Below are 21,343 nucleotides of genomic sequence, written 5' to 3'. Positions count from 1 at the left end.
TCCTCCCTTCCCTCTTCCGGCCGAACAGGGGCCCGGGTGCTGGCTGAATGCTGGCACACCGGCCCCTTTGCCGTTTTCTCAGCAGCGACCCTTGTGCCATGACCGAACTTGCCAAATCGTTTGAGCCCGCCGCCCTCGAAGCCCATTGGGGCCCTTTGTGGGAGCAAAAAGGCCTGTACAAGCCCACCCTGGATGCGAGCCGCGAGTCCTTCAGCATCCAGCTGCCGCCGCCCAATGTGACCGGCACCCTGCACATGGGCCACGCCTTCAACCAGACCATCATGGACTCGTTGACGCGCTACCACCGCATGCTGGGCCACAACACCTTGTGGGTGCCGGGCACCGACCATGCCGGCATTGCCACCCAGATCGTGGTGGAGCGCCAGCTGGCCGACAAGGGCGCCGAAGGCCAGAAGACCCGCCACGACCTGGGCCGCAAGAACTTCGTCGCCCGCGTCTGGGAATGGAAGCAGGAGTCCGGCAACACCATCACCGGCCAGATGCGCCGCATGGGCGACTCGGTGTCCTGGGACCATGAATACTTCACCATGGACGAGAAGCTCTCGCACGTGGTGCGCGACACCTTCGTCAAACTCTACGACGAAGGCCTGATCTACCGCGGCAAGCGCCTGGTCAACTGGGACCCGGTGCTCAAGTCTGCCGTGTCGGATCTGGAAGTCAGCAGCGAAGAGGAAGACGGCTTCCTCTGGCATATTCGCTACCCCTTGGCCGATGGCTCCGGCGATCTGACCGTGGCCACCACCCGCCCCGAAACCATGCTCGGCGACGTGGCCGTGATGGTCCACCCGGAAGATGAGCGTTATGCCGCCCTGATCGGCAAGCAGGTGACCCTGCCGCTGTGCGGCCGCAGCATCCCCGTGATTGCCGACGACTACGTGGATCGCGAGTTTGGCACCGGCGTGGTCAAGGTCACGCCCGCGCACGACACCAACGACTATGCCGTCGGCCAGCGCCACGGTCTGGCCATGATCTGCGTGCTGACCCTGGACGCTAAGATCAATGACGAAGCCCCCGAGGCCTACCGCGGCCTGGACCGCTTTGTCGCACGCAAGAAGATCGTCGCCGACCTGGAGGCCCAGGGCTTCCTGGTTGAGGTCAAGAAGCACAAGCTGATGGTGCCACGCTGCGAGCGCACCGGCCAGGTGATCGAGCCCATGCTGACCGACCAGTGGTTTGTGGCCGTCAACAAGGTCAGCGCCAGCACCGGCCGCAGCATCGCCCAGGGCGCGGTCGATGCCGTCGAGAGCGGCGCGGTCAAGTTCTACCCCGAGCAGTGGATCAACACCTACAACCACTGGATGGGCAATATCCAGGACTGGTGCATCTCGCGCCAACTCTGGTGGGGCCACCAGATCCCGGCCTGGTACGGCGAGAGCGGTGAGCTCTTCGTCGCCCGCGACGAGGACGAGGCCCGCGCCAAAGCCACGGCGGTCGGCTACAGCGGCACGCTGACGCGCGACGAGGACGTGCTGGACACCTGGTACTCCTCCGCCCTGGTGCCCTTCTCCACCCTGGGCTGGCCCGAGAAGACGCTGGAGCAGGACCTCTTCCTGCCCTCCACCGTGCTGGTGACGGGGTACGACATCATCTTCTTCTGGGTCGCCCGGATGATCATGATGACCCAGCATTTCACCGGCAAAGTGCCCTTCAAGCATGTCTACATCCATGGCCTGGTGCGTGATTCGCAAGGCCAGAAGATGAGCAAGAGCGAAGGCAATGTGCTGGACCCGGTGGACCTGATCCAGGGCGTGGACCTGGACACCTTGGTGGCCAAGTCCACCGTCGGCCTGCGCCGCCCCGAGACCGCGCCCAAGGTGGCGGCCCGGGTGAAGAAGGAGTTCCCTGAGGGCATGCCGACCTACGGCGCCGACGCCCTGCGCTTCACCATGGCCTCCTACGCCAGCCTGGGCCGCAACATCAATTTCGACACCAAGCGCTGCGAGGGCTACCGCAATTTCTGCAACAAGCTCTGGAACGCCACCCGCTTTGTGCTGATGAACACCGAAGGCCAGGACTGCGGCCTGCTGGAGCACACGAAAGAGCAATGCGCTCCGGGTGGTTCCGCGCACGGCTATCTGGACTTCAGCCGCGCCGACCGCTGGATCAGCAGCGAGCTGCAAAAGGTCGAGCTGGCCGTGGCCCAGGGCTTTGCCGAGTACCGCCTGGACAACGTCGCCAACGCCATCTACTCCTTCGTCTGGGACGAGTACTGCGACTGGTACCTGGAAATCGCCAAGGTGCAGATCCAGAACGGCAACGAGGCCCAGCAGCGCGCCACCCGCCGCACCCTGATCCGCGTGCTGGAAACCACGCTGCGCCTGCTGCACCCGATCGCGCCCTTCATCACCGAAGAGCTGTGGCAGACGGTGGCGCCCCTGGCGGGCCGTGGGCCCGGCAGTCAAGATGCCTCGGGCCGCAAGATCGGCGACTACATCGTCAGCGCGGCCTATCCCCTTGCCCAGCCCGAGCGCATCGATGAAGCCGCCTGCGCCTGGGTCCACAACCTCAAGGCCGTGGTCGGCACCTGCCGCAGCCTGCGCAGCGAGATGAACCTTTCACCCAGCACCCGCGTGCCCTTGCTGGTCGGTGGCGACACCGGTTTCATCGCCGAAGCCGCGGCGCTGCTCAAAGCCCTGGCCAAGCTCAGCGAGGTGCAGATCATCAGCGACGAAGCCGCCTTCCAGGCGGCCAGCGCCAGCTCACCGGTGCTGGTCCATGGCGAAGCCCGCCTGGCCCTGCATGTGGAGATCGATGTGGCCGCCGAAACCGCGCGCCTGGCCAAGGAAATCGCTCGCCTGGACGGCGAGATCGCCAAGATCGAAGCCAAGCTGGGCAACGAGGGCTTTGTGGCGCGCGCGCCGGCGGCCGTGGTCGAACAGGAGCGTCAGCGCCTGAACGACTTCAGCGCCACCGTCTCTCGCTTGCGGGATCAGGCAGCTCGGCTGGCCCGCTAGCCCGAAACTCCGCCACCTCGGGTGGCGTGGCCAGGATCTCGTCCATGCGCCGCGCCACCCCCCAGGCGGCGCGCGTACGCGACTCGCGCGTGGTGCTGGCCAGGCGCGGTGTGACCTGCAAATTGTCGAGCCCATGCAGAGGCAGGCCCGGCTCCTGCAAACCCGGCTCCAGGCTGTCGAACCAGGCCGCCAGCAGGCGCCCCTTGCGTAAGGCATCGGCCAGGGCGGCATCGTCGAAGATGGCGGAATGGGCGATGCTGACCAACACCTGCCCCGGCTTGGCAAAGCTCAGCACCCGCTCGCCGATCAGGCCACGGTAGCGCGGGAAGTAGTTCAGCTGCACGCAGACCCCTTCGCTGTGCTCCATCAGCTCGCGCAGGGGCAAGGGCTCGATGCCCCACTGGGCCCAGATCGGGTCGCTCTGGTGCAGGCTGGGGTCGTATCCCACGACCCGGGTGCCGAAGGCCGGCAGTAGCTGCGCCAGCATGCGCGCGGCCGGCGTCATGCCGATCAGGCCCACCGTCACGCAACCGAGCTCGCGGCCCACCCACATGCCGTCAGAGCCCTGCACCGGCACGCGGCGCAGCAAGGCCAGCAAGGCGCCGACCATGAACTCCGCCTCGGCGCTCGCCGTGGCTGTCAGGCTGCGGATCACTTCCACATGGGCCGAGCGGCAGGCCGCCAGGTCGATGTTTTCACCGCCCGAGCTCATGCGCCCGACCACGCGCAGCCGCGGTGCGGCGCGCAGCAGGGCCGCATCGACGGACACATTGGGCGGCAGGATCAGCCCCTGCGTCTGATGCAAGGCCTCCAGCAAGCGCGCGGGCTCGGCGGCCAACTCCGGCGCAAACTGCACCGAATGGCGCTCGCTGAGCCACTGCATGACTTCGATTTCCAGCGGTTCTACGATCAGCAAAGTCATGTTTTGAATCGGTCGAGGGCAGATCGAAGAGCCGTCATCTGCCCATGCAACAATGCGCGAAAGCAAATCAAGGAGTGTACTTTTATGGCGTCCAAGCCCAGCTCAGTCATCACCAAGGCCATCTTTCCCGTCGCCGGCCTGGGCACCCGTTTCCTGCCGGCCACCAAGGCCCAACCCAAGGAAATGTTGCCGGTGGTGGACAAGCCGCTGATCCAGTACGCCGTCGAGGAAGCCTATGCCGCCGGTGTGCGCGAGATGATCTTCGTGACCGGCCGCCACAAGCGACCGATCGAAGACCACTTTGACATGACTTTCGAGCTCGAGATAGCCCTCGAACAAGCGGGTAAGCAGGAGCTGTTGGACGTGGTGCGCAGCGTCAAGCCCGATGACATGGAGTGCGTCTATGTACGCCAGGCCCAAGCACTGGGTCTGGGCCATGCCGTGCTCTGCGGCCAGCGCCTGGTCGGCAACGAGCCCTTCGCCGTGCTGCTGGCCGATGACCTGATGGTGGGCCCGCCGGGCGGCCAGCCGGTGCTCAAGCAGATGGTGGAGCAATTCGCCGAGTGGCGCGCCAGCATCCTCGCGGTGCAGGAAGTGCCGGCCGAACACACCCGCCGCTACGGCATCGTCGCCGGCAGCCAGGTCAACGAGCATCTGGTCGATGTGAGCCGCATCGTCGAGAAGCCGGCACCGGAAGACGCCCCCTCGCGCCTGGCCGTGGCCGGCCGCTACATCCTCACGCCCGGCGTCTTCCACGAGATCGCCAACCAACCGCGCGGCGTGGGCGGAGAGATCCAGCTGACCGATGGCATCGCCGGCCTGCTGCGCCGCGAAAAGGTGTTCGCCTACCGCTACGAAGGCAAGCGCTACGACTGCGGCAGCAAGGAAGGCTTTTTGCAGGCCAATGTGGAACTGGCCCTGGCGCACCCGCAGCTGGGCTCAGGTTTCCGTGACTACCTGCGCTCGATCGAGATCTGAGCGATCAGGCCGCGCCGGGCGCGAACACGCGCAGGCGGTGGCCATCGGGATCGCTGGCCGTGAAGGTGTAGCCAAAGTCCATGGCGCTGGGTGCTTGCAAGATCACCACGCCGCGTGCGACCCAGGCCGCATGCACCGCATCCACCGCGGCAGCGCTGTCCTGCACAAAGGCCAGCTCGCTGCTGCCACCCTGCCCGGCCGAGGCCGGCGCCACCGTGTCGCGCGCCCAGAGGCCCAACATCAGGCCCGGGGCCAGGGCAAACATGGCGAAGGTGGGCGAGGCCTCGACCGGCTCTGCAGCGAGGATCTGGCGATAAAAGCTCGCGCTGGCGGCCGGGCTCTGCACATGGAGCAAGACAAAGTGGGCCTGGCTTTGCAGGCTGAAGTTCGTGGGGTTCATGCTGGAAATTGGCTGCGAGCCATGGGTTGAAAGAGCCGCCATGCTAGGCAGCCGCCCTGTCAATTTCTGGCAGCAGCAGGCAGCGCAAGTTCCGCCCCTCTCAACTCACTGCGTCGCGATGCCCTCGGCCTCGCGCCAGGCTTTCAACAAGACCTGGCGGCGCTGAGGGTAGCGCTGCTCCAGCACCTCCAGGCCCTCGATCTGGTCGCATCTGAAGCTGCGCCTCTCCCCGCGCAGTTCACACCACGCCACCAGCACACGGGCCTGATCGAAAAAACCCAGGGCAAAGGGCCAGACCACGCGCTCGCTGCTGCGGCCTTTCAAGTCGCGGTACTGCAGCCTGACCTTGCATTCCTGCCGCATGGCGGCACGCAGCCGGGCCAACACCTGGTCCAGGCGCGGCAGCGGCTCGCCCGGCCCCACCAGCAGGGCCGTGCTGTCCATCTCATGGCGCAGCCCGGCCGGCAACACGGCCGAAATCTTGGCCAAGGCGTGGCGCGCTGCCGCGGCCAGCACCTCATCATCAGCGCGGCCCGCCACCCAGCGCGATCCCAGCACCAGGGCCTCAACCTCATCGGCCGAGAACATCAGCGGCGGCAAGGTGAAACCCGGCTTGAGCACATAGCCGAGGCCCGCCTCGCCTTCGATCTGGGCGCCCTGCGCCTGCAGGGTGGCGATGTCGCGGTAGAGGCTGCGCAGGCTGATGCCCAGCTGCGCCGCCAGGCTGGCGCCGGGCACTGGATGGCGGTGCCGACGCAGCAACTCCATCAGGTCCAGCAGGCGGGCGGCGCGAGACATCGCAACAGCGCGCTCAGTCGTAAATCGACTTTTCTGGCCGCCGCGCCAGCACCGCAATCGGCGGCGCCCAGCGCTCGCCACGCGGCTTCTTGCTGGTGACCAGGGTGATCTCGCTGGGCTCGAAGACCTCGACGTTGTGCGTGATCGGCGTGGTCAGCAGGTACTGCGCGCGGGTGGAGCGCAGGAAGTGGCCGACCAGCTGGATGTTGCGCACGTCCAGGTGGGCAAAGGGCTCGTCGATGAAGACGAAACCGCCCGGTGAATCGTCGTCCTTCATCAAGCCCACCAGCAGGATCAGGCTCTTGAGCACCTGCTGACCGCCCGAAGCCTCACCGTCGTTCAGGCCCACCTCGCCCTTGCCGTCGAAGTTGAACTTGACCTGCAGCCCGGCCTGGGCGAGCACCATATCGTCGTTGTCCAGATGCGGCAGCTCGGCCTGCGCCATCACGCCGGCCAGCTCGCCCAGCTCCTGCACGTTCTTCTTGTAACGGCGCACGGTCGCGCGCAGCACGTCGATATAGCGCTCGCGGGCGTTGAAGGCGGCGATGCGGGCCATCTCATTGCTGGCGCGGCGGTCGTCGAGCTGGGCGGTCTGCTCCAGCACCGACACGCTCATGCGTGCATGGCGGTCCTGCACCTGCGGGTCGGTCTCCCAGACACCGTTTTCCAGCTCCGCCTGCACATGGCGGCCGGCAATCTCGGCCTGCTTGGCGTTCTCGAACTCATCGCGCAAGGCCTGCAGCGCCGCGGGCGTGACCCAGGACGCCGGGAAACGCGCCTTGGCCGCACGCGATTCGCGCGCCTGGGCCAGCAGCTCGCGCTTGCGGCCCTCATGCTCGCGCTGGGCGCGGCCGACGTTCTCTTCGCTGGCCTTGAGGCTGGCTTGGGCCGACTCGTAGTCGCGCTCGCTGCGGCTGTGCTGGGTCAGGGCGCGGTCGTGCTCGACGTCGAGCGCGGTCATGCGGCCCGAGGCCTCGACGCGGGCCTGGCGCAGGGCTGGTAGGCGCTCGCGCACGGCGGCAAAGTCCTCGGCCTTCTCCGCCAGTTCCTGCGCGGCCTTGTGGCCCTGGGCGGCGCGCTGCGCATCCTTGAACTGGCGCTCGACCTCGGCCTGCTCCTTGGCGATGCGGCTCAGCTCCGCGTCGTAGCGGTTGAGTTCGCTCTCCAAGGCCTTGCGACGCGACTCCAGGGCCGACACACCGAACTGGAAGTCACGCGGCTCGACCCAGAGGCTGCGGCCTCCACGGCCGTCCTTGTAATAGGCATCGGGTGTGATCCACTCGCCGCCCACCTTGGCACCGGCCTCGGTGTCCTTGACGCGGCGGATGCCGCCCAGTTGCCGGATCAGCCAACCCGGAGCCTTGGCATTGAAGCGAAGAGCCGCGAGCAGGGAATCGGGCGGCACGCTGGCCGGCACGTTCTCGGCCTCGGCCACCACATAGTGGCGATAGCGCTCGCGCGAAGCCAAGGCAAAGGCATGGGCCTCGTCGCCGCTGCGCTGCAGCACCACCACCCAGCGCGAGGGCCGCAGCATGCCTTCGGCGGCGGCGCGCCAGCTTTCATCGGCGATGTCGATGCAGTCGGCCAGCACATGGTGGGCAATGCCGGCGTCGTCCAGCGCGCGACGGAAACGCGTCACCTCCGCCGGCGGCGGCGGCAGGCGCTGGCCGCTCAAGGCCTCCAGCGCGGCCTGGGCCTTGCGGCTCTGGTCATTCGCTCGGGTGAAGGCTTCGCGCAGGCGGTGTTGTTCGCCGCTGAGCTGCTCCACGCGCTGGGCCAGCTCCTGCGCATCGGTCTCCACCGCGGCCAGGGTGCGCAGCTCTTCCTCGCGCTTGGCCAGCAGCTCCAGCGGCCGCTCGGCCTCGCGCGCGGCATCAAAGGAGGCGCGGGTCTGGCGGCGCTCGGCTTCCAGCTCGACCAGGCGCTGCTTGGCACGCTCCAGGGCCTCGAACAAGCTGTGCAGCTCGGCCCGGCGTGCGGCCTGCTGGCGCGCATCGGCGCCGGCAAACAGGCGCTGGCGGTGCAGCTCGCGCAGGCCCTGGGCCGTGCGCGCGCGGGCCTCGCTCCACTGCAGCACCGGCAGCACCTCGGTGGCCAGGCGCTCGCGCTCCTTCTGACGCAGCTGGTACTGCTGAAAGCTGTTGACGCGGTTGGCCAGGTCGGACAGCTGCGCCTGCGTGTGCGAAAGCTCGTGCGTGGCCTGCTCCACCTCTTTGAGCAAATGCTGCTGGTGGCTGCGGGCCTGGTCGTAGCGGTCCAGCACCTCCTGGTCACCGAAGACTTCAAACACCAAGCGCAAGAGCTCCTTGGGGCTGAGCTCGCACAGCCGGTCGGTCTGGCCTTGCTCCAGGGCCAGCACGCGGCCGATGGCGCGGGTCAGGCCGGCCGCTTCCAGGCGGCGGCGCCAGGCTTCGATGCCCATCCAGTCCTTGTCGCCGCGCTCAGCCAGGGCTTCGATTTCATGGACGCCGTCCATCATCATGTAGCGACGCTGCCAATCGCCGCCGTGGCGCTCGATGCGGCAGACCAGGGTCACCTGGTCTGCATAGAGCAGGGAGCTGGCGAAGGGCCGCGAGCTGTTCTGGCGGCCACGCGGGCGGTTGTCCACCAGAGCGCGCAGCCAGGCGCTCTCGGCATTGGCGTGGCGGGCATAGGTCTTGTACGTGCGGCCGCCCGAGCATTCCAGGCCCAGCAAGGTGCGCATGGCATCAAGCAAGGTGGTCTTGCCCGAGCCATTGGGGCCGGCGATGGTGATGATGGCGCCGTCCAGCGGCATGCTCACCCGCCGGCAATAGTCCCAGTGCAGCAGTTCCAGCGATTGCAGGTGAAACATCAGGTCTCGCTCTTGTTCTGTTCTTGTTCGGGCAGGGTTTGGGCATCCACCGCTGGCTCGGGTTCCGGCTCGGGTTCCGGCTCGGCCTCAACTTCAGGCATTTCAGGCTGGCGCGCCTTGGCAATGGCCGCAGCAATCTCCGGGTCGGTCGTGCGGGCCAGCACATCGCCCAGGGCGCCGTCCAGGATGCGCGGCGCCAGGGTGTCGTAGTCCAGCAGCAGGTCCAGCAGCGGGCCTTCGGCAATGTCCTCGCCGCGGCGGGTGATGAAGCCATTGCGCTCGAGCAGCTTGAGGTTGCTGTCCAGGCGCATCTTCTTGCCCAGCTGGTTGCCGAAATCGGCCAGCAGGCTGCGGTAGCTCAGGGTTGGGCTGACGCTGGCCGCCGTGGGCAGGGGCTTGTCGGTGGCAAACATCTCGCCCTGCCCTTCTTCCTTGGCCTCAGCGCGGGCCACCTGGCGCTGGCGCTTGGGCAGCACGATCAGCGACCACAGCACCACCAGCAGGGCGACACCATCGCGCGGCAGGTCGAGGTTGTTGTTGGCGGCCAGGCCAGTTTCGCCAAACACCGCCACCTCGGCCGGGCGCAGCATGGCCAGGCTGATGTGGTCGGCATAGAGGTTGTCGATCACGCGCAGGCCAACCGCGGCCAGGCGTTGGCCCAGGGCGTTCCAGACCTCCTGGTCGATCAAGGCGCGGCGCACCAGCGGGTGGCTGCGGGGCAGCCAGCGGCGGGCCAAGAGCTGCGCGGCCAGGGCGGCCGCGTCGTCGAGAGCAGCGCTCATGCTTGGTCTTCTTCCTTCGGTTCTTGTTGTTCTTCTGCGGATGCAGCGTCAGCCGGTGGGCGGCGCAGCACGCCGCGGCTCATCCAGCGGATGTACTCGTCATCGCACTCGTCCTGCTCCACCGACCAATGCACGCGCCAGGGCTGGCGCGCCATATCGCCGGTGGCACCGGTCAAATGCTGGGCCTCCTTGTCGCCCAGCAGGGGCAGCAGCTGGGCGCGGTAGCTGGCGCGGGCATAACTGCCGCCCAGCACGGCCGGGGCCAGGTCTTGCTCGACCTCGCCCGCCTCGCTCCAGCGCGTCAGCAGCGCCTGCATGATGGACATCTCGGGCGGCAGGCTCATCACGGCCAGCTCGCCCTCGGGCGCGGCCTGGGCATTGGGCAAAGCCTCGGGCGTGGGTGCGGCCGGGCGATCCCGTTCGAACTCGGCCTCGGTCGTGTCCAGCAGCTCATGCTGGGCCACCAACACCGGGTGCACCGGGCGCGACAAGGCACCCAGGGACAGGTTTTCCAGGAAATCCACGCTCTGCAGCCAGCGCCGCACATCGGTGGTGGTGATGCCGGTGGAGCCCAGCGTGACGCGCTGGCGGTCGGCTTGCTGCAAGGCCCGGTTGAACTGGCTGGCCATGGACAGCAAACGCGCCTGGGCCAGACCCAGCTCGCGGGCCAGGCGTTCCAACCGTGCATTGCCCTGCTCCTGGGCCTGCACCATGATGGCCGAGAGCGCCTCGCTGGCCTTCTCGACCAGGCTGAGCGCCCGGCCGAAGCGCTGGCGGGCGCGGCGCAGGTGAAATTCCGAACCGCTGGCAATCGCGTCGGCGAACTCGTCGTAGAGGCGCGAGAGCTGGGCCTGCAAATGCTGCAGCTGGGCCGGGTCCAAGGTGCCCAATTGGTGGGCACCGGCCACATTGGCCAGCAAGGCGCTGAGGTCGGCGTCCTGCTGCACGCTGCTGTTGAGCAGGGGCTGCAGCAAGCCCAAGAGCTGCTGAGCCAGAGGCGTGACGCCGTAATGCTGGTTGGAAGGGTCCCAGGCCAGCAGATCGGCCTCGCGCAGGCGCTTGAGCACCAGCTCCAGCGGCTCGTCGCGCAGCATGTGGAAATGCTGGTTGAGTGCCTCGCGGCTGATGCGCGAAGCCGGCATGGCCATCACTTCCAGGAAAACCCAGACGCGCAGCTTGACCAGGCTGGCCGGGCCGTGAAAGAGCGCGCGCAGGCCGGCCATCAGGCCATCCTGCCGCTCCATCTGCCACAAGAGCTGCGCCTCACCGGGGGCAGCCGCGTCGCGAAAAAAATCTTCAAAGCGAGCTTCGTCTTCGCTCGCTGGGTTTGGGGTCTCCCGCATGGCCGTGATTATCCCCGCTGGCGCGCCCATTTCCGGCCCGCAGCCCCGCGGAAGTTCAGAGCTGGTCGATCTCCTGCGTGTCGCCAAACAGCGAGGCACGGAAGGCCGGTGCCGAGTTCTTGTCGTCCATGGCCCACAGCAGGATGGCCTGGGCCGACATGGGGCGGGCAAACAGATAGCCCTGCAGCTCGTCGCAGCCCATGGCCACCAGCACCTGCTGCTGGCCTTGGGTCTCCACGCCTTCGGCCACCACGCGCAGGCCCAGGGCATGGGCCAGGCGGATGACGGCATCGACCACCGCACGGGCATCGGCGCTGGCCACCAGGTCAGTAACAAAGGCCCGGTCCACCTTCAGCTCCTGGGCCGGCAGCTGGCGCAAATAGCTGAGCGAGGAATAGCCGGTGCCGAAATCATCGATGGACAAATGAACGCCCAATTCGCCGAGGCGGCGGAAGGTGTCCTGGATGGCCTGGGTGTTCTCCATCACCACCGATTCGGTGATCTCGCAGGTCAAGAGGGTCGGGTGCATGCGCGAGGCTTCGAGCGCCTTCTGGATGCGATCGACGATGTCGGCCTGCCGCATCTGCTGCGCCGAGAGATTGATGGCCACGCGCATGCGCAGGCCGCTCTCGCGCCAGACCTGGGCCTGGCGGCAGGCCGCATCGATCACCCAGTTGCCCAGCTCGCGCATGAAGCCAAAACGCTCGGCGATGGGAATGAAGATCACCGGCGACACCATGCCTCGGGTCGGGTGGTGCCAGCGCAGCAAGGCCTCGGCGGCCGTGACCTCACCGCTGCGCGCATCGATCTTGGGTTGAAAATACAGCTCGAGCTGGTTGCGCTCAACCGCATGGCGCAGGTCACGCAGCAGATCCAGCTGCTCACGCGTGTCACCGTCCATGCCGGCGGCATAAAAGCAGTAGCAGGCGCCGCCCAGACGCTTGGCCGCGCTCTTGGCCGCGTCGGCGCAGGCCAGCATGCGGGCCTTGCCGCCGTCGAGCGGATAACGGGCAATCCCCGCCGAGCAAGAGATCGCCAGCTCGCGCCGGTCCAGCAGATAGGGCCGGGCCAGCTCGGCCAGGACCCGGGCCGCAAAACTGGCCACCGCCTCCTTGCTGCTTGCCTCGTGCAAAAGGATGGCGAACTCATCGCCGCCGATCCGGGCCGCCACATCGTGCACGCCCAGACAGCCGCGCAGGCGATCGGCTGCCAAGCGCAGCAAGGCATCGCCCTTGTCATGGCCGAAGCTGCTGTTGACGGGGTTGAAACCATCGAGATCGAAGAGCAGCAAGGCCAGCGGCTGCTCCTTGGCATCGCTCTCCAGCACCGCCTGCGCCAGCTGACGTTCCAGCCCCAGGCGCGTGGCAAGGCCGGTCAGCGGATCGGTGAAACGGGCGTCGCTTTCCTTGTCCGCCGCCACTTGCATCTCGCCCACATGGCGCAGCAAGGCCGGCAAGGCCCGGGTCATGAGCAGCACCAGCAAGAGCAAGGCCAGCTCGCGCGCACCCAGCGCCCAGCGCGGCCACATCGCCAGCACCGCCTGCCAGCGGGCCTCACCAAAGCCCTGGCCCGCCTCGGGCCCGCTGAGCAGCAGGCGCACGCCCAGCGGCAGCAACACCGCCGCAGCCATCACCAAGCCACGCAAGCCACGCGCCGCGAATGACCCGCCGTTCAGCCACAACAAGCCGGCCACGGCCAGCAAACTCAAGACACCCGCCGCCGGCGCCATCGGCACGCGCGCCAGCAGCAGCCCCTGCGCGGCTGCCAGCAGCAGAGCCCACAGGCCCATGGCCACGCGAAAGCCGGTGCTCAAGGCGCGACGTGGCTGCAAGGCCTGGAGCAAGGAGCGCGAGGCGGCATAGGCCATCAGCAGGGAAAGGAGCAGCGACACCGCCGGCGTCTCTGCCGACATCCACGGCCACCACAGGCCCGCGGCCAGCAAGAGGCTGCCCAACCAGCGGCTGCGCGGCACGCCGCGGGGCTGCACATGCAGCTGAGCCATGGCCCGGGCCTGTGCGCCCGCCAGCAGTGCGGCCGCACTGAGCAGCAGCCAAGCGGCCGGAAGCAGCCCAAACAGCAGCACGCAGGCACTGCCACGCAGCCAGGGCCAAGCCGACTGCCAGCTGGCCGGCAGGCTGTGCAAGAGCGTCTGCATCAGCAGATCCGGGTCGAACGCGTTCAAGGCATCCACGCCAGACGCCCAGCTCCCGCGGGCCGAGAAAAATACAGCAAGTCCATGGTCGAGCAGCCTAGCGCGGCTGCAGCCACAAGGCCGCGGAAAACTAGCCCGGTTTGCCCACTTTGTTTCGCCAGACGCAAACGACGGCTCGGGCTCAAAGGCCAGCGAGGCGGCGCAGCAAGGAGAACAGCGGCGTGAACAGCAGCGCGAAGCCCAGGAGATTGCCCAGCACTGTCCACCAGAACTGGCGTCGGAACGCCGGCTTGCTGGACTTGTGGCGCAAAAGCTGCTGCGCCAGCAAAGCGCCCGGCCAGCCTCCCGCCAAAGCCAGGCCGTGCAAAGTGCCCTCACGCACCCGCCAATGCCCCAGCCGCGCGGCCCGCTTGTCTCCGGCGTAGACGATGAAGGTGGCCAGGCTCAGCGCCATGTAAGCACCCCACAGCGCCGGCGGCAGGCCCCAGAGCAGGTGGCAGCTCAGATAGGCGGCAGCGAAACCAGGGATCAGGAGCAAGCCAGCGCTGCCAGCGCTTGCGCTCGAGTGCCGCGCAGGCGCGGCCGGCGCCACCCGAGGCCGCCGCACCCGCACCGCCCGCCGCTTGCCCTGGCCATCCACACCCAGCTCGAAACTGAAAGCTTCCCCCTGCTGGGGCCGTTGCGTCAGCAGTTCGAAATCACGGATGTGGACGAACAGCTTGGCGTCTGGCGCCGAGGGCGAGCGCACAAAGCCATAGCCTTTGCTGTCGTCCCACTGGATCAGGATGCCGGTGTGGCGCATGGACAAAAAAACAAGAAGAGAACAGTGAACCCGGCGAGCGAGTCGCGCCGACGAAAAAAGGCCCGCCAGGACGAACCTTGGCGGGCCTTTTGATCTTAGTGCAGCTCCGGGTCAGAACCCGGGTCGCTCAGCAGGCGCTGCGCTGCAGCGCAAGCTTCAGCGGCCGAAACCGCTGCGGCGCGGGCCGGCCGGGCCGCCACGCTTGGCGCCCGGGCCGCCAGGGCCACGCGACTCAAAACCGCCGGGGCGGCGGTCGCCACCAAAGCTGGGCTTGCCACCGAAGGCCGGCTTGTCGCCGAAGCTGGGGCGATCGCCACGCGGGGCGAAAGCAGGCTTGTCACCGCGGGGGGCGAAGCCGGCATTGCCGCGATCGAAGCCACGGTCAAAACCACGCTCGGCCGGTGCCCGGTCGAAGCCGCGGTCTTGGCCACGGTCGAAACCGCGATCGAAGCCACGATCCACAGGACGAGCATCGGGGCGGAACTCACCACCGCGCGGCTCGAAGCCTTGCGGACGGCCACCGTCACGGTTGTCTCGAACGAAAGGACGACCGGCATCGCGATGGAAAGGCTTGCCGCCACCGAAGCTCTTGCCGCCGAAGCCGGGCTTGCCACCCCAGCCCGGACGGGCACCGCGGTCTTCGAAACCACCGGCGCCGGCAGGACGCGGCGGGAAGATGCGCGGCTCTTGCGACTTCGGCTCCAGGCCTTCGATCTGCGCCGAAGGAATGGTCTGGGTCGTGAACTGCTGGATGCGGCGGATCATGGACACATCGTCACGCGTGGCCAGGGTCACGGCCAGGCCTTCACGGCCGGCACGACCGGTGCGGCCGATGCGGTGCACATAGTCCTCGGCCTTCATGGGCAGACCGTAGTTGATCACGTGGGTGATGGTGGGCACGTCAATGCCGCGGGCGGCGACGTCGGTGGCCACCAGCACGCGCACTTCACGACGGCGCAGGGCCATCAGCACGCGGTTGCGACGACCTTGCGGCATGCCACCGTGCAGAGGCGCCACGGCATGGCCCAGCTCCTGCAGGCGCTCGCTCAGCCAATCGGCATCGCGCTGCGTGCTGGTGAAGACCAGGGCCTGGTCGACATCCTTGTCGGCCAGCAGATGCTCGAGCAGCTGGTCCTTGTGGTTGTTGTTGTCGGCCCAGTGCAGACGCTGGGTGATGTTTTCGTGAGTGTCGGTGTGCGAGGCAACATCGATGCGCTGCGGCTCGCGCAGCAGATCGTTGGCCAGACGGCCGACGTGACCGGCGAAGGTCGCGCTGAACATCACGGTTTGGCGGGTGGCGGGGATGCGGTCGGCGATGAACTTGATGTCATCGATGAAGCCCATGTCCAGCATGCGATCGGCTTCGTCCAGCACCAGCATTTCGACGTTGTCCAGCACGGCCTTGCCGGACTGGATGTGGTCCATCAGACGGCCCGGGGTGGCAATCAGGATGTCCAGGGGGCCGCTCAGCTGGCGCAGCTGCAGGGCATAAGGCATGCCGCCCAGCACGGTCGACAGCTTCAGGCCTTGCACATGGCGGCCGTAGGTTTGGGCAGCCTTGGCCACTTGCATGGCCAGTTCACGCGTGGGGCACAGCACCAGCACGCGGGGGCCTTGCACACGGCCTTTTTCGCGGCGGGTGTTCTCGCCACCGGCGGCGGCGGCAGCGGCTGCACGGGCTTCGATGACCTTCTGCAGCGCGGGCAGGGTGAAGGAAGCGGTCTTGCCGCTGCCGGTACGCGAGGACACCATCAGGTCCACGCCCTTCAAGCCGGCGGGGATCGCCAGGGCTTGCACTTCGGTGGCGGTTTCGTAACCGGAATCCTTCACGGCACGCAGCAGGGACTCGTGCAAACCTAGATTTTCAAAACTCATATCTTCTTTCAACAAAGCCATGCCCCGCCTCGCAAAAACGAGACGAAAACACGCGCATGCCACGCAAGAAAAAAATGCGCGTCACGCCAGTAAAGTCGCTGGGAGAAAGCTCGCGTCGTGCACCGGGACTTGAAGGGGACAGCCGGGCAAAAGCCAGCCGATTGGTGCCAGGTGCGGCGCCGGGGGAACAGTCAAAGCGACGGCATCGCCGCCGACCGAACCCGAAGGGTGTTCAGCACACCATCCCGGTGAGGGATGTTCGCGAGGCCTGGGGCGTACCCGGGATTTCGCGTCACTGAGCGCAACATGCCCAAAAACTCGTGAACGAGTGTTTGACTGTGGTCAGCGGCCTGAACGAGGTCAGAGGAGACGAACGAAATGCAAAACAGCTTCAGCTGCAAGCAAGACCATGACTATAGCACACTAGGGTTTTCACGGAAGCTTCATCGCGCCGTCAAATTCAGATTTATCTGAGTTGAGCGTCGAAAGCCTCAAGAAGAAACGGCCGGCCGTGACAAGTTCACGACCGGCCGCACACTCAGAAAGACGCTTGTGCTGACGCCTTGTCTCAGGCCACCAGGTCCAGCAAAGCCGCCAGGGCCGAGAGGTAGTCGGCCAAGGCATCGCCCTGCAGCAGTTGCAGGCCGGCGTCACCGTCCAGGCTGCAGGCCGGCATGGCCTCACGGGTGTCTTGCAGCTGCAGCAAGGCCGCTTCAAAACCGCTTTGTGCCTGCAACTGGATCAGCGGCAAGCCGCGCGAGCCTTCATCCGCCACGCGAGCCAGGCGCTCTTCCAGCACCGCTTCACCCCAGGCCAGCTCCAGATTGAGCAGGCCACAGCGCGGCACCTGCAGATCCAGGCCTTGCGCCGCTGCATCGCTGCACAGCAGCACGCTGGCGCGCGCATCCTGGCGCCAGCGCTCGGCCAGAGCTCGGCGCTGCGCCAGTGGCAGCGAGGCCGGAATGGCAACCTGCGCAATGCCGGCCGATTGCAGCACCGGCTGCAGCTGGGCCAGCGCGTCGTCCCACTGGCTGCATACCCAGAGGCGATCCAGCGCCTTGCCCTGCAGCTCTCGGGCCACCGCCGCCACGGCCAGCAGCTTGGGCGCCTCGGCCTGACGGCCAGGTTCCGCGGCATCGTCCAGCAGCTGCGGGCTGATGGCCAGGCGGCGCAGGGCTTGCACCGTGCGGTTGAGTTGCAACTGCTCCGCGCCCGAGACAAAGCCGCTGCGCTGCCAGCGCGCCACCGCCTGGCGCAGGCTGGCCAGCAGCGGCGCTTGCAAGGCCTGCTGCGCTTCGCTCAACGGCACAGCACGCAGCTGCACCAGGGCCAGGGGCAGATTGGGCAGCAGCTCGGCCTTGGCGCGGCTGAACACCAGGCGCTCCAGGGTCTCGTCCACATCGCCCAGCGACATAAAGCCGGTCACGCGGCCCGAGCCGTCGCGGTGCACATGCTCGGCCAGGAAATCGGCCAACGGGCCCTGGCGGTGGCAATCCAGCAGCTCCACCAGGGGCAGCAGGATTTGCGGCTGGCTGTTGAGCAGCTGGCTGCTCAGCATCAGCACAAAGCCGCCCCGCGCATCGAGCTGCTGCAGGCGCTCCAGCGTGGCCGCATCCAGGCGCTGAGCTTCGTCGACGATGACGAGATCGGCGCCATGCGCTTGCAGCGCATCCAGATCCTGGGCCAGGGTGTTGAGCGCGGCAATCTTGATCTCGCCGGCGGCGGCCAGTTGCTCGCGCCGCGCCGCCGCATCGCCCCAGACCAGGCTGGCGCGGCGATGGCTCAGGCTTTGCGCCTCGCTGAGCCAGCGGGTCTGTGCCGACTCCGAGCACAGCAGCAGCACGCGCTCCACGCCAAAGTGACGCAGCATCAGCTCGGCCGTGCCCAGCGCCGGGGCGTAGAGGCCCAGCCCCAGATCGTCGGCCACCAGGCTGCGGCCCGCGCAGGCGGCGAACAGGGCGGCCTCCAGCTGGTAATGCGGCAGCGGCAGCTTGAGCAGATTGCGCAAGCCCTCGCTGTCAAACAGCTGCGGATAGGCCTGGCCCAGCACGCGCACCCGCTCGGCCGCATCGGCGGCCAGGGCCAGGTGTTGCCAGACAGCGTCCGACACCCGCAGCTCATGGCCGGCCTCGGCCGCCTGGCTCAGCAGCCCGGCCACGGCGCTGGCGCCCGCCAGCTTGCCTTGAGCAATGCCACGCAGCACGGCTTGAACCTCGGCCGCCAGCGCCTCCGGGCAGGAGGGCGAAGCACGCCAGACCAGCTGACGGCGGGCGCCGCCGCCGAGGTCCAGCTCGCTATGCTCGGCCTGCCAACCGGCCGCCAGGCGATCGCGCAGCTGGGTGAGCAGGAACTGGCCATGCTCGCAGCCGGCCGGATCGCTGAGTGCAAAGCTGCGGCAGCTGCACTGCAGATCGCGGGCACGCGGGCCACGCAGACTCAGCTGCCAGCGCTCACCGCCCTCGATGGCTTGCACCTCGTAGCGGCCGAACAGGCGATCGCTGCGGGCCTCCAAGATGAATCGAGGCGCTGGCGCGGGCGCGGCCTTCGGAGCCGGGGCCTCGACAGGCGCCGGCTTCGCAGCGGGCACCGCTTTCGGCGCTTGCGGCTCTTTCGGCGCAGTGCGGGTCGAAGTCGCAGCCGGCTTTGATTTGCCGTTCTTGCGCTGAGATTGCTGTGCCTTGGCTGGGGTCGGAGCTGCAGGCGCGGCAGGCGAGACGGGAGCAGTTGCAGGCGCCGCAGGAGCCTCGGCGTCCACACTCACCGCCACAGGCTTCTTCTTGGCCTTGGCTGCCGTCGTTTTGACAGGCTTGGCGGCAGCCTGAACCTCAGCAGGAGCAGCAGCTTGCACCTCCGGTTCCGCCTTCTTCTTGCGAGCCTTGGCGGCTGCCTTCGCTGGCGCAGGTGCCGGAGCGCTGACCGGCTCGGCGGTGGCGGCTGCGCGCTTGGCCGTTTTCTTGCTGGCCGTCTTGACCGCAGTGGTAAGAGGCTCGGCGGCCGCGGGCGCCGGGCTCACGGTCTTGGAGGCCGCCGCCTTGCGCGCTGGCTTGGCAGCGGGGGCTTCAGCGACCTTGGTGGCCTTGGCAACTTGAGCGGTCTTGACAGCCTTTTTGCTCGCCACGACGGGCTCGCTGCCAGCCTTCGGGACGGCAGCGGCTTTCTTGGCGGGTGCGGCCTTCTTGGCCGGAGCCGTCTTGGCAGCCGCCTTGCTGGGCGCCTTGGCTTCCGCCTTGACGGCGGGCTTGGCACTCGTCTTCTTGGCGGGCGCTTCGGCGGTCACCGCGCGGTTGGCCACCGCTTTCGTGGCCGCGGTCTTCTTGGCCGCTGCCTTTGTGGCTTCCGCCTTTTTGGGCGCCGCTTTAGCAGGAGCCGACTTCTTGGCCACAGCGCTCGGGGCCACCGCCTCGGTCACGTCCACGGCCTTGGCTTTCTTGGCGGGCGCGGTCTTGATCGCCGTCTTGAGCGCTGTCTTCTTGGCCGCTGCGGCCGGCTTGGCGGCGGCGGTGCGTGCTTGGGTTTTGGTAGCCATGGGGATTCAGTCAGATGGTCGCAACAGGGTGAGGCCGTGAGCGCAACACATTGCTCGCGCTTCTTGTTTCATTCAGAGCGGCAGCTCACCCGGATTCAGCAGGCTGGCAGGACACCAGCCGCGCAGGCTGTTAAAAAATGCAAGGGCTTGGGCGCGCTTCAGATCGTTCTTCATCAGCTGCGCCTCGCGCAGCCGCCCTTCTTGCAGCAGTTCTTCTCGGTAAACACCGGGCAGAAGCCCGGCTTGCAGGCGTGGCGTCAACCACTGCCCCTCAATTTGCACGGCGATATTGCCAAAGCTGCACTCGGTCAGTTCCCCGGCCTCGTTCCACAGCAACACATCGAAAGCCCCGGCGGGCTTGGTCGCGGCGAAGGCCTCGTACACCTCGCGCCGCGTGGTCTTGTGCTGGATGAACTCGGCCGCCGCCCCTTGCGAGGCGATGGCATGTGCAGCCAGCGCGAGTATCACGCAATTTGGTGTCGGCTCCAGCGGCGTGGCGCGCATTTGCAGGCCCGCTTGTGCGCAGAACGTGAGGCGCACACGCCATTCACCCTGGACATGCGCGGCCGCCAGATCGGCCAATGCGGCGCGCACATCGGGCAGCTTGGGCTTGAGCCCGAAATGATGGCAGGTGCGCTGCAAACGGGCCAGATGGCCGCTCAGCCGCACCCACTGCCCCCCCGAGAGTCGCAGTGTTTCCAGCGCAGCCACCGGCGCCTGGGCGCGCAGCAAGAAGCGCGCCTTGGCCCGCCACTCGGCCACTTCGGCTGCGGCTTCGGAATCGAGCGTGATGGCGCTGCCGACGCCGGCCGACAGAAGAGCGGCATCGGCGCCCTCACCCTGCTCCACCGTCCGGATCGGCACGTTGAAGGTGGCCACGCCGCCGGGTTGCATCAGGCCCAGCGCGCCGCAATACCAGCCGCGCGGCTGCGGCTCCAGCTCGGCAATGATCTGCATGGCCCGCACCTTGGGCGCACCGGTCACCGAGCCGCACGGAAACAAGGCCGCGAACAGCTCCGACAAGCGCAAGCGCGGCCGACTGACGGCGCTGATGGTGGAGGTCATCTGCCAGACGGTCGGCAAGGCGTGCAGCTCGAACAAACGCGGCACACGCACGCTGCCAAGCTGGGCCACGCGGCCGATGTCGTTGCGCAGCAGGTCCACGATCATCAGGTTCTCGGCCCGCTCTTTTTCGCTGGTGCGCAGATGGGCCTGGGCCGCTTCGTCTTCCACCACATCACGGCCGCGCGCCGCCGTGCCCTTCATGGGCTGGGCGGCCAAAAGCCAGCTGTGCTGGGCATCGGGCACGGGCCGCCAGTCAAAGAACAACTCGGGCGACACGCTGGCCACCCCCGCCTCGCGCAGGAACAGCGAGAAGCCGCCGGGCTGGCTGCGGTGCAGGGCCAGGAAGAAGGTGGCCAGATCGACCCCGGGCGACAGGCGGGACAACAACCGCGTGGTCAGGTTGACCTGGTAGCAGTCACCGCTGCGAATCCACTCGCGGATGCGTTCGATCTGCACCGACTCGGCCACCTCGTCTTGAGCATCCGCCCAGTTGGCGGTGAGCAAATCGGACGACGCGGCTGCAAATTCAGGCCAGGGCTGCGGCGCCTGCTCGTACACCGCGAACTCGGCCCAAGGCGCACTGCCCACAGCCTGGGTACGCAGCGCCGGGTCGAGCGCAGCAGCAGCCTCGTAGCGCAGGCCGCCCAACACCCAGGCGCCGGCACGGCTGGCCGCATGCGCGGCATCCAGCACGGCGGCCACTTCATCGGCGGCATGGGCACGCAGCCAGCGGGCCGGCGGCGCGTAAAAAGCGCCCCGCACCCGTTCGCCGTCTTCACGCGCCAGCGGGTGGCGCGGGAAATCAAAAGCCGCCCACAACGCGGCAGCCTGGGGCACCGCAGACTCAGCCATGGGCCGCCATCCTGCTCAAGAACATGGCTGGAGGATGAAA

Annotated in this window: 13 protein-coding genes, 1 tRNA gene and 1 pseudogene; 2 read left to right on the top strand and 13 right to left on the bottom strand. The window is 67.5% G+C overall.

The annotated features are described in order from the left end of the window. Positions 1-98: 98 nt before the first annotated feature. On the top strand, positions 99-2,975 hold the full coding sequence (locus OOB33_RS14805; protein WP_271009231.1) for a valine--tRNA ligase: 2,877 nt from the start codon (positions 99-101) through the stop codon (positions 2,973-2,975). Here OOB33_RS14805 and OOB33_RS14800 read toward each other — a convergent pair. Next, positions 2,923-3,897 (bottom strand): NAD(P)-dependent oxidoreductase, encoded by a 975-nt coding sequence (locus OOB33_RS14800; RefSeq protein ID WP_271009230.1) that lies wholly within the window; start codon positions 3,895-3,897, stop codon positions 2,923-2,925. The two genes, OOB33_RS14805 and OOB33_RS14800, sit on opposite strands and share 53 nt — an antisense overlap. A gap of 84 nt (positions 3,898-3,981) precedes the next feature. On the opposite strand from OOB33_RS14800, the gene galU reads away from it, so the two are divergent. Then, positions 3,982-4,875 carry a UTP--glucose-1-phosphate uridylyltransferase GalU gene (galU, locus tag OOB33_RS14795; protein ID WP_271009229.1) on the top strand — a complete coding sequence of 298 codons (894 nt, stop codon included), beginning with the start codon at positions 3,982-3,984 and terminating at the stop codon, positions 4,873-4,875. 4 nt (positions 4,876-4,879) lie between these two features. Here galU and OOB33_RS14790 read toward each other — a convergent pair whose 3' ends face one another. From OOB33_RS14790 to OOB33_RS14735, 12 genes and pseudogenes are all read right to left on the bottom strand, one after another. Then, entirely contained in the window at positions 4,880-5,275 is a 396-nt protein-coding gene (locus OOB33_RS14790) for a VOC family protein (protein ID WP_271009228.1), read from the bottom strand. A 105-nt stretch (positions 5,276-5,380) separates the two neighbouring features. Continuing rightward, positions 5,381-6,073 carry a helix-turn-helix transcriptional regulator gene (locus tag OOB33_RS14785; RefSeq protein WP_271009227.1) on the bottom strand — a complete coding sequence of 231 codons (693 nt, stop codon included), beginning with the start codon at positions 6,071-6,073 and terminating at the stop codon, positions 5,381-5,383. 13 nt (positions 6,074-6,086) lie between these two features. Then, positions 6,087-8,906 carry an ATP-binding protein gene (locus tag OOB33_RS14780; protein WP_271009226.1) on the bottom strand — a complete coding sequence of 940 codons (2,820 nt, stop codon included), beginning with the start codon at positions 8,904-8,906 and terminating at the stop codon, positions 6,087-6,089. Further along, complete coding sequence (locus tag OOB33_RS14775; protein WP_271009225.1) at positions 8,906-9,688, bottom strand: hypothetical protein; 783 nt, start codon at positions 9,686-9,688, stop codon at positions 8,906-8,908. Before OOB33_RS14775 ends, OOB33_RS14780 begins: the two co-directional genes overlap by 1 nt. Then, complete coding sequence (locus OOB33_RS14770) at positions 9,685-11,031, bottom strand: hypothetical protein (protein ID WP_271009224.1); 1,347 nt, start codon at positions 11,029-11,031, stop codon at positions 9,685-9,687. Before OOB33_RS14770 ends, OOB33_RS14775 begins: the two co-directional genes overlap by 4 nt. 55 nt (positions 11,032-11,086) lie before the next feature. Beyond that, positions 11,087-13,213, bottom strand: coding sequence for a putative bifunctional diguanylate cyclase/phosphodiesterase (locus OOB33_RS14765; RefSeq protein WP_271009223.1), 2,127 nt, complete (start codon positions 13,211-13,213; stop codon positions 11,087-11,089). 151 nt (positions 13,214-13,364) lie between these two features. Then, complete coding sequence (locus OOB33_RS14760; RefSeq protein WP_271009222.1) at positions 13,365-13,985, bottom strand: DUF1294 domain-containing protein; 621 nt, start codon at positions 13,983-13,985, stop codon at positions 13,365-13,367. 156 nt (positions 13,986-14,141) lie between these two features. Beyond that, positions 14,142-15,860: a DEAD/DEAH box helicase gene (locus tag OOB33_RS14755; RefSeq protein ID WP_102770441.1), complete on the bottom strand. Its 1,719-nt coding sequence runs from the start codon at positions 15,858-15,860 to the stop codon at positions 14,142-14,144. A 568-nt stretch (positions 15,861-16,428) separates the two neighbouring features. Continuing rightward, on the bottom strand, positions 16,429-17,061 hold the full coding sequence (locus OOB33_RS14750) for a helicase-related protein (RefSeq protein WP_271009221.1): 633 nt from the start codon (positions 17,059-17,061) through the stop codon (positions 16,429-16,431). After that, positions 17,019-17,112 (bottom strand) — tRNA-OTHER (locus OOB33_RS14745). The genes OOB33_RS14750 and OOB33_RS14745 overlap by 43 nt, the downstream gene beginning before the upstream one ends. A gap of 87 nt (positions 17,113-17,199) precedes the next feature. After that, a pseudogene (locus OOB33_RS24570) lies at positions 17,200-17,730 on the bottom strand (hypothetical protein); the annotation flags it as partial. Between the two features lie 1,728 nt (positions 17,731-19,458). After that, positions 19,459-21,303 carry a bifunctional anthranilate synthase component I family protein/class IV aminotransferase gene (locus OOB33_RS14735; RefSeq protein WP_271009219.1) on the bottom strand — a complete coding sequence of 615 codons (1,845 nt, stop codon included), beginning with the start codon at positions 21,301-21,303 and terminating at the stop codon, positions 19,459-19,461. Positions 21,304-21,343 lie beyond the last annotated feature (40 nt).

It is taken from the genome of Paucibacter sp. B51 (assembly GCF_027863535.1).
Classification (GTDB): Bacteria; Pseudomonadota; Gammaproteobacteria; order Burkholderiales; family Burkholderiaceae_C; genus Paucibacter_A; species Paucibacter_A aquatilis.
Note: the sequence above shows the minus strand (reverse complement) of the source record. Positions and strands in the feature narration are given on the sequence as shown.

Bases quoted from the DNA above. Each gene is read 5' to 3' on its own strand.
- galU (WP_271009229.1), top strand. From the start codon at position 3,982: ATGGCGTCCAAGCCCAGCTCAGTCATCACCAAGGCCATCTTTCCCGTC.
- OOB33_RS14775 (WP_271009225.1), bottom strand. From the start codon at position 9,688: ATGAGCGCTGCTCTCGACGACGCGGCCGCCCTGGCCGCGCAGCTCTTG.
- OOB33_RS14735 (WP_271009219.1), bottom strand. From the start codon at position 21,303: ATGGCTGAGTCTGCGGTGCCCCAGGCTGCCGCGTTGTGGGCGGCTTTT.
- OOB33_RS14770 (WP_271009224.1), bottom strand. From the start codon at position 11,031: ATGCGGGAGACCCCAAACCCAGCGAGCGAAGACGAAGCTCGCTTTGAA.
- OOB33_RS14805 (WP_271009231.1), top strand. From the start codon at position 99: ATGACCGAACTTGCCAAATCGTTTGAGCCCGCCGCCCTCGAAGCCCAT.
- OOB33_RS14780 (WP_271009226.1), bottom strand. From the start codon at position 8,906: ATGTTTCACCTGCAATCGCTGGAACTGCTGCACTGGGACTATTGCCGG.
- OOB33_RS14760 (WP_271009222.1), bottom strand. From the start codon at position 13,985: ATGCGCCACACCGGCATCCTGATCCAGTGGGACGACAGCAAAGGCTAT.
- OOB33_RS14790 (WP_271009228.1), bottom strand. From the start codon at position 5,275: ATGAACCCCACGAACTTCAGCCTGCAAAGCCAGGCCCACTTTGTCTTG.
- OOB33_RS14755 (WP_102770441.1), bottom strand. From the start codon at position 15,860: ATGAGTTTTGAAAATCTAGGTTTGCACGAGTCCCTGCTGCGTGCCGTG.
- OOB33_RS14785 (WP_271009227.1), bottom strand. From the start codon at position 6,073: ATGTCTCGCGCCGCCCGCCTGCTGGACCTGATGGAGTTGCTGCGTCGG.
- OOB33_RS14800 (WP_271009230.1), bottom strand. From the start codon at position 3,897: ATGACTTTGCTGATCGTAGAACCGCTGGAAATCGAAGTCATGCAGTGG.